Annotated in this window: 1 protein-coding gene; it reads left to right on the top strand. The window is 66.9% G+C overall.

Annotated features, from left to right (window positions below; all coding sequences use genetic code 11):
• Window positions 1-65: 65 nt before the first annotated feature.
• Complete coding sequence (tnpC, locus tag VSX60_RS22285; RefSeq protein WP_327626424.1) at window positions 66-1,430, top strand: IS66 family transposase; 1,365 nt, start codon at window positions 66-68, stop codon at window positions 1,428-1,430.
• Window positions 1,431-1,452 lie beyond the last annotated feature (22 nt).

Genomic DNA, 1,452 nt, shown 5'->3' with positions numbered 1-1,452 from the left:
GGTAACTGCTCACCTGGTTGGCAATCTGGCTTGATTTGAGGGCTTGGATGTGAGTCAAGATTCCCATGACTCGCCCGCGCCGATGCACGCTGACCGACGCCGAGAAGGACGCCCTACTGGATCGGCAGGCGGCCTTGATCGACGCGCTGATGGCGCGGATCACGGCGCTGGAGGCGGCTCTGGCGAAGCCTCGCAAGACCTCGCGCAACTCCCACACTCCGCCCTCGCAGAACTCCGGCGTCGGCGGTTCTGGCGGCAAGGACAAGGTGAAGCTGAAGAAGTCGCGCCCGTCGCGCCCAGGCGTGTCGCGCCGGCTGGCGGCCGAGCCGAACGAGACGATCGTGCGCCGCGCCGATCGCTGCTCCTGCGGGGCGGACGTGTCGGGGCTGAAGCAGACCTGCCGGCAACGCTATGACCATGTCGACATTCCGCCGGTTCTCCCGAATGTGACGCGGATCGAACTGCATGGCGGGCGCTGCGCCTGCGGGAAGCGCTTCCGCGCTGCGCCGCAAGAGGGGATGCCGCCCGGCACGCCGTTCGGGCCAAACATCCATGCCCTTTTGGCCTACCTGCATCACAGCCATCATGTCGGCTTCGAACGGCTGGCCCGGCTCGCCCGCGAGTTGTTCGGCCTGACAATCTCCGAGGGCGCCGTCGCCAATGCGCTGCGCCGGCTGGAGACGCCGCTGGAGGCCGAGCGCGCGGCGATCCGCGAGACACTGCGCGCCGCAGAGGTGGTCTGGTCGGACGAGACCACGACGCGCATCAACGGCCGACTGCACTGGCACTGGGTGTTCGTCACGCCCGATGCGGTGCTGCACGAGATCGCCCCGCGTCGTGCCAAGGCTGTGGCCGAAGCGGTGATGGGCGGCCACAAGCCCGACGTCTGGATTTCCGACCGCTACGCCGGCCAGCAGGAGATGGCCGCAGCCCATCAGGTCTGCCTCGCCCATGTGCTGCGCGATGTACAATACGCTATCGACTGCGGTGACGTCGTCTTCGCGCCGGAGTTGGCGAAGCTGTTGGCCTGGACGATCGCCATCGGCAGACGGCGCGCAGAGTTGAAGGACAGCACCCTGCGGCAATACCGGATCAAGGCGGACTGTCGGCTCGACCGGCTGCTGGCCACGCCCGTACCCCATCCGGCAGGACGAACCCTGCAGGCGCAGGTGAAGGCGTGGCGAACCAAGTTCTTCGTCTTCCTCGAGGACCGGCGCGTCAGCGCCACCAACAACGTCGCCGAGCGCGAGATCCGACCCTCGGTCGTGTTTCGCAAGGTCACCGGCGGATTCCGATCCGAGTGGGGCCCCAGCGTCCATGCCGGCTATAGGTCCGTCACAAGCACAGCCCGAATCGCAGGACAGACAGCCTTCGGCGCCATCCGCAACATCGCCGCTACGCTCTTCGTACCTGCCGCTCAGACCATCTGAAGCCAGCCACCTGAGCAGTTAC

The sequence above is a fragment of the Aurantimonas sp. A3-2-R12 genome (assembly GCF_036016755.1).
Taxonomy (GTDB): domain Bacteria; phylum Pseudomonadota; class Alphaproteobacteria; order Rhizobiales; family Rhizobiaceae; genus Aurantimonas; species Aurantimonas coralicida_A.
The sequence above is the reverse complement of the archived record's forward strand: the minus strand, read 5'-3'. Positions and strand labels throughout refer to the sequence as shown.